The sequence below is a fragment of the Dehalococcoidia bacterium genome (assembly GCA_028711995.1).
In the GTDB taxonomy this organism is placed as follows: Bacteria; Chloroflexota; Dehalococcoidia; order SZUA-161; family SpSt-899; genus JAQTRE01.
Window position 1 is genome coordinate 1 of the sequence record JAQTRE010000160.1, and the last position, 6,316, is coordinate 6,316.

Here is a 6,316-nt window from a genome sequence, read left to right on the forward strand (position 1 = left end):
TGTTGGCGCTTGTTTTGGCGCTAAATTCGACCCGCCAGCCGATTCACTCAGACTTTAAACTTCGCAGCATAATATCAGGGTGACTCAATCAGAATTCCGATACCGGCTTTTTGCAGGGACGCCATATTTGTCTTCACGCCTCCGGGGCAAATGGCATTGCATCGGAGGCCGTTCTTGGCGTACATCCAGGCAGTGTTGCGGGTCAGTCCCACCAGCGCGTGTTTTGAGGCTGTGTAGGCCACACCGGCAGCGCCTCCCTCAAATCCGGCAACTGAGGCGATGTTGATGATCGAGCCGTTCCCCTGCTTTAGCATGATAGGCACAGTTCGACGGCTGGTGAACATCGGCCCATCAAGGTTAACGCTCATGACCCGACGCCAAATCTCATCCGTGAGTTCGCCGATTCCCTGGTTCAAGTCCATGACTCCGGCGTTGTTGCAAAGGATATCGATGCGCCCATAGGTATTGACACTGGCATCGATGAGGCCCTCGGCTTCGGATTTGATAGCGACGTTCGTTTTCATGCCAGTGATCTCGCCGCCTGAGGCGCGCACTGTCTTGACTACTGCATCGAGGGCCGCGGCATTCAATTCGCCTGCCACAATCTTTGCACCCTCATGAGCAAACAGTATGGCCATTGCTCGTCCGATGCCTGAGCCGGCTCCGGTGATGACAGCTACCTTTCCTTTGAGTCGCATTTTGAATCTCCTTCCCTCAGAATGTCATCGCGAGCGCAGCGTGGCGATCTCTCTGGATACTGAAAGATTGCTTCGTTGCCGTTGGCTCCTCACAAAGATAATTAAGGATAAAGACCTACATCAGTCAGGCTACCCAAGGCACCGGCTTTCATGAAAGAAAACACTCCACGTCAGGACTCGAGAATTCCCTCCAACCCGAGAGCCTGAATTTTTTGAAGGCTTGGCCTGCCCGTCTCAATATCCCAGTCCATGTCCTTGAAGAATTGGGTGATGATGGCATTGCCATCTACGGTCACATCGGTCGTTGGACCGCCCTTGAGCGGCGGATTCCCAAGAGGCCTGCCCCCTTTGATGACTAGGTCCCGTGGCTTTATTCCCTCCCGGACGTTGAAGGCCTGGCGAATGGTCGATATCCGATCGCCAGTCATTCGCAGCTCTTTATGGTCGAACTCCCATCCGGTGGCAGCGGAAATGAACTTCGTTAAGTCCATTTTGGGCGCGGAGATGAATTGCAGGAGGCACATTCCTCCGCAGTCCATGACGCGCGAATAGCTGGAATGTAAGGCGTTTCCGGCGCCCGATGTATGACGGCCGGGAGCAGGATCGCACATGTATGCCCCTGCCCACATCTCCCTTAATCTGGGATCGTGCAGTCCCAATTCCTGCCCGCCTGCATGAATGGCGAATTGTTCCGATCCCTTCCCGATCCTCTCCGCTGCCCGCTTCACGCCGTCGGCAAGCACATTCCCGAAGCCTTCACGAAGGGCCAGCTTCTCGGTCATTTCGATAATCGCTTTATGATTGCCCCAGGTGAGATCGATGCCTCCCGTGTCCGTTCGGGTTATAATGCCATTCTCATAGCAGTCCATGGCGAAGGCGATAGTGGCGCCGGTGGAGATGGTGTCCAGGCCATAGCGATTGCAGATGTCGTTTGCCTTTATGATCGACTCCAGATTATCGTTGAGCAACATCATGCCAAAGGCGGCGGATGTTTCATATTCTGGTTTGTGGCCGCCTGCCTTATACTGGTAGTCCTTCCCTGCTTTCATGATTCCCTTGCAGGCTATGGGGCACCACAAACAGGCGTGTTTGTGTTCCTGCAAGGCAATCACTGCGTCGTCGCTGATCGTTTCGGCATTAGGGAAATCGATGCTGCCGACGCCGGCCCAGTTTTTGATCGGCGCATCGCCGCTTTGACTTGAATCGGCATTGCCGCCACAGGTGCCCCATCGCTTGAGGCGTTCATACATGTGACCGGAGGCAAGCCCCAGGTATTCTTTGAAGACTTGGGCGACCCTCTCCTTATCTAGCACGGGAACTTCTTTTGTTCCCATTACTGCCACTGCCTTCAGTTTTTTGGAACCCATCACTGCCCCTAATCCTGCTCTGGCTGCTGCCGTTCCGATATCGTGCATGACACAGGAGATCAGAGATAGCCTCTCCCCCGAAGGGCCGATGCACGCTACGGCGACCTTATCGCCCAGTTCGCGCTTGAGCATTTCTTCGGTTTCCCGGGAGTCCTTGCCCCAGAGATGGCCAGCATCCCTCAACTCGGCCTTGCCGTCGGTAATCAAAAGGTATACCGGTTTGGGCGATGTTCCATTGAAGAAAACCGCATCATAGCCGGAGAATTTGAGATAGGGGCCGAAATATCCGCCACAGTTGGCGTCTCCCCAGCATCCAGTGAGGGGTGACTTGCCGACCACCGTGAACCGGGAGCCCAGCAAGCCGCGGATGCCGGTGAGAGGCCCTGTTACAAAGCCGATGTGATTCTCCGGCCCGAGGGGGTCCACACCGCCCCGCTGCCGCCTGTAAATGATTCGCGCTCCCAGTCCGTATCCCCCGATGAAATCCCGGTAGAGCTTCTCTTCCGGTGCCTCTTCCTTCAGTTCACCTGAGGACAGGTCCACGAACAGAATCTTGCCCATATATCCTGTTGCCATTCCGAGACCTCCGAACAAGCAGTGAAAACATATCTTCCGGGTGGTTGTTTCCCTTGTTTCTATTATCGCATGATTCTTATGATCGGAAGAAGCAAACGTGAACCTTGCTTTCAATGACGAAAGAGCTTGACTTGACCAGATACAAACACGCATTCCTCTGCGGGCAAAGCCCGCAGAGGAATGCGCTTCAGATACAGTAAAGAGATGCCTATCTCCAATCGTCAGGGCTGCTGTGCCACCGGTGCGAGCTCCATGAGTGCAGCAAGTCCCTCGTCGACCGCTAGCTCCTGGCCACTGATGAAACTCGCCATCGAGCTGTTGAGGAATACCAGCGGATATCCCATTTCTTCGGGAGTGGAGAAGCGGGTGACCTTGTACTGGTTGAGCACATCACCGAGGTTTGCCTGGAAATCCTTCAACATGGGAGTCACTGTGGTCGATGGGTTTAGCACATTGAAGCGTATGCCGCGAGGAGCAAGCTCCGCGGCTTTATGTTTGCCATAATAGCAGATGCATTCTTTCGAGAAACTGTACGAACCCCCTAGGTCCGTCTGTATCTTGACGCTGTTGGCTGCTATCCATGCCACTCCCTCTTCGAAGGTCTTGGTGTCTACCAGCCCTTGATAGTAGAACCCGTGAAAACGCCACATCATTCCGGCCAGAGAGGCTATGATGGCGATTGCGCCTTCGTTCCGCTTCATTCGCGGAATGAGGCTCTCGATAAGATGCCGGTGCCCCACAAAGTTGACCCTGACGACGTCGGCATCGGGGAAGGGAGCGCCTGGGAGACCTGCGCAACAGAAGAGTGCGCGCACCTCTCCCGGAATCTTGGCTACCGCTGCATCGATAGATGCCTTGTCTCCCAGATCGGTTTTGATGAACTTCTTGACCGGCGCCGGACACTCCTTGACATCAAGGGCGTATACCTCCGCTCCTAAGTCGATCAAAAATTTCGTTGCCGCCAATCCCATTCCAGATGCTGCCCCATCGATCACGACCGTCTTACCGCGATAACCCCACAAATCCTTCATATCGTTCATATGTTCTCTCCTTTTCGGTTATTTTACTGCTTTGTTCTTGTTTGCGTTACGATTCCTCTAAGGGGAATTCACAGCCGACGGCCTTTGTCTCCAGATACTGTTCCAGGCCCTCGATACCGCACTGCCGCCCGATGCCGCTGGCCTTGTAGCCGCCGTAGGGCGACTCCGCACCATAGAACTGGCCGCCGTTGACAGCCATCGAACCGGTGCGGACCTTCCGCGCTAGATTCAGCGCTCGCTCTCGTGAAGCGGACCAGAAGAAGCCTGAGAGGCCGTAATTGCTCTGGTTGGCCAGACGAATCGCGTCCTCGTCGTCCTCAAACGGGATGACCGAGAGTACCGGCCCGAATATCTCTTCCTGTGCGATTGTAGACATGTTGTCGACGTCCACGAAGAGCGTCGGCTCCACGTACCAGCCGCGCTTGAGGTGCTTCGGTCTGCCGCCGCCTGCCACGAGCCGCGCTCCTTCGGCCTTGCCCTTCTCGATGTAGCCGAGGACGATATCGCGCTGTCTGGCGGATACCAGCGGTCCCACGGTGGTGTCGACGTCGTTCGGATCGCCGCAGCGGATATACTTAAACGCTCCGATGAGAATGGAGACTCCCTCCTCATAGCGGGATTTGGGCAGCAGGAGCCGGGTGGGCAGGGCGCAGCCCTGTCCGGCGTGCATGTTGGCAGTGAACGCGGCCTGAGGGAGCACTTGCACGAGATTGCAGTCGTCCAGGACGATGGTTGCGCTCTTCCCGCCGAGCTCGACCAATGTGCGCTTGAACGTCGATGCGCCCATCTCAAGAGCCGTTCTCCCTGTGCGAGTCGAACCCGTGAAGGAAATCATATCGATTCGCGGATCAGAGAAGAGCATCTGTGATACTTCGTGGCGTTGCGTTGTCACAACGTTGACCACACCGGCAGGTATGTCCGTTTTTTCCGCGATCAGACGACCGATGCGAGTTGCGTTCCACGGTGTCATCGATGCCGCCTTGATCACCATTGTATTGCCCATGGCGAGCGCCGGACCCATCTTGTTGATCAAAATTTCAAATGGGTAGTTCCAGGGAATAACTGCCGCTATCACGCCGATGGCCTCTTTCCATACCCATCGATAGGTCGGTTTGCCTCCTAAGATGTTCTGGTCGGATATCTTGCGGGTCCACGGAAAAGTATCGATCATATGGGCTGGCCAGAGGAGGCCATCGGAGATTGGCCAATCGAGCTGCGGGCCGAAGGTCAAAGAGATCGGCGTGCCTACCTCGGCGACCAGCTCGGCTCGAAAGAGCTCCTTTTCCTCCATGATCGCCGCGTGTAACTGTTCCAGACATCGTTTGCGTAGCGCGCGATTGGTCGACCAGTCTGTCTTGTCGAAGGCCTTCCGCGCGGCAGCGATGGCGCGGTCCATGTCCTCTGCGGACGCATCCGCTACTACGCCCATGACCTCTTCTGTGGCCGGATTGATGTTCTCGAAGGTTGCGCCGGATTTGGCGGTCGTGAGACGACCGTCGATCAGCACCCGTTCTTCGTGTTTATGGCTTTTTGATTCGTGATGTGTCATTCGCTACTCTCCTTTCTCGTTTTCTTGTTCGAACAGGTCCACTGAGTTGTCTCTTGGGCAGAATTCTCCATTGGCGATCTTACCCAAGCCGATTATTTGGCCAGCTCAGCGACTTTTGTCTTGCGCTCCTCCCACTTATCAAAGGACACTACGATGGCCGGCAACAGAACCAATGTGCATACCAGAACCAGTGCCATATCTATGACCGTGATTATGCCGAAATTATGCATGAACGGGAAATCCACAAACATCAAAGAGCCGAATCCCACAATCACCACCATGCCGGAGATGATGATAGCGCGGCCGATACGGCTCATGGCAGTGATCATGGCTGCCATAGGATCTTCTCCACGATCGCGCTCCTCGTAGTAGCGCATCAGCAGGAGAATGGTGAACTCCACTCCAATTCCCATCATCTGGGCAGGTATCATCGCCATGACGGTGGTCACGGGCAAATCCAGAATCTTCATAAAAGCGGTGGAAAGACCAAGGACTATGAGAACGGGCAGGCCGGCCACAATCACCCTGCGGATGTTGAATCGGAAGAGCAGCATCAGCATGGCGAAGATAAAGCCCAGGCCGATATAGGTCAACTTGGTTCGGCTGGCAGCCAGATCATCGGCAAGCCTTGGAGTGAGCAGCCCTGCACCGGTTGTCGTGACGGTGACTCCCGGCGGAAGATCGACAAATGATAAATCCGCACTCTTAAAGAACTCCCTTGTTGGTTCACTTTCGGGAGATTGATGCATTAACGCGATATGAGCCTGTGTGAAATCCTTAGAGACAAAGTTCATCCATAATCGATCGGGGACCATTTTCAGCTGAGTTTCTGCCGCCTGGGCATTGGGGGGCAAAGCCCCGAAGAAGCCGATAAACAGGTCCGCTATGCTTTGGGCCTTAACAGCATCGCCTCCCTTATCCAGGCCATAATTTTCCAGGAAGTACTGCTCCTTATCAATCATGGCGTCCCTGCAAAAAGCCGGTATCGGAATTCTGATTGAGTCACCCTGATATTATGCTGCGAAGTTTAAAGTCTGAGTGAATCGGCTGGCGGGTCGAATTTAGCGCCAAAACAAGCGCCAACAT

The 6,316-nt window shown here is 54.8% G+C and carries 5 protein-coding genes; all 5 read right to left on the bottom strand.

Going from position 1 to position 6,316, the window contains the following annotated elements; genetic code table 11:
• Nucleotides 1–74: 74 nt before the first annotated feature.
• Nucleotides 75–698 (bottom strand): SDR family NAD(P)-dependent oxidoreductase, encoded by a 624-nt coding sequence (locus PHV74_14375; GenBank protein ID MDD5095542.1) that lies wholly within the window; start codon nucleotides 696–698, stop codon nucleotides 75–77.
• 170 nt (nucleotides 699–868) lie between these two features.
• A complete protein-coding gene (locus PHV74_14380; protein ID MDD5095543.1) occupies nucleotides 869–2,641 on the bottom strand; it encodes an aldehyde ferredoxin oxidoreductase family protein in 1,773 nt (590 codons plus the stop codon).
• 221 nt (nucleotides 2,642–2,862) lie between these two features.
• Nucleotides 2,863–3,681 (bottom strand): SDR family oxidoreductase, encoded by an 819-nt coding sequence (locus PHV74_14385; GenBank protein MDD5095544.1) that lies wholly within the window; start codon nucleotides 3,679–3,681, stop codon nucleotides 2,863–2,865.
• 46 nt (nucleotides 3,682–3,727) lie between these two features.
• Entirely contained in the window at nucleotides 3,728–5,230 is a 1,503-nt protein-coding gene (locus PHV74_14390; protein MDD5095545.1) for an aldehyde dehydrogenase family protein, read from the bottom strand.
• A gap of 92 nt (nucleotides 5,231–5,322) precedes the next feature.
• Nucleotides 5,323–6,192, bottom strand: a complete 870-nt coding sequence (locus PHV74_14395) for an MMPL family transporter (protein MDD5095546.1) — start codon at nucleotides 6,190–6,192, stop codon at nucleotides 5,323–5,325.
• Nucleotides 6,193–6,316 lie beyond the last annotated feature (124 nt).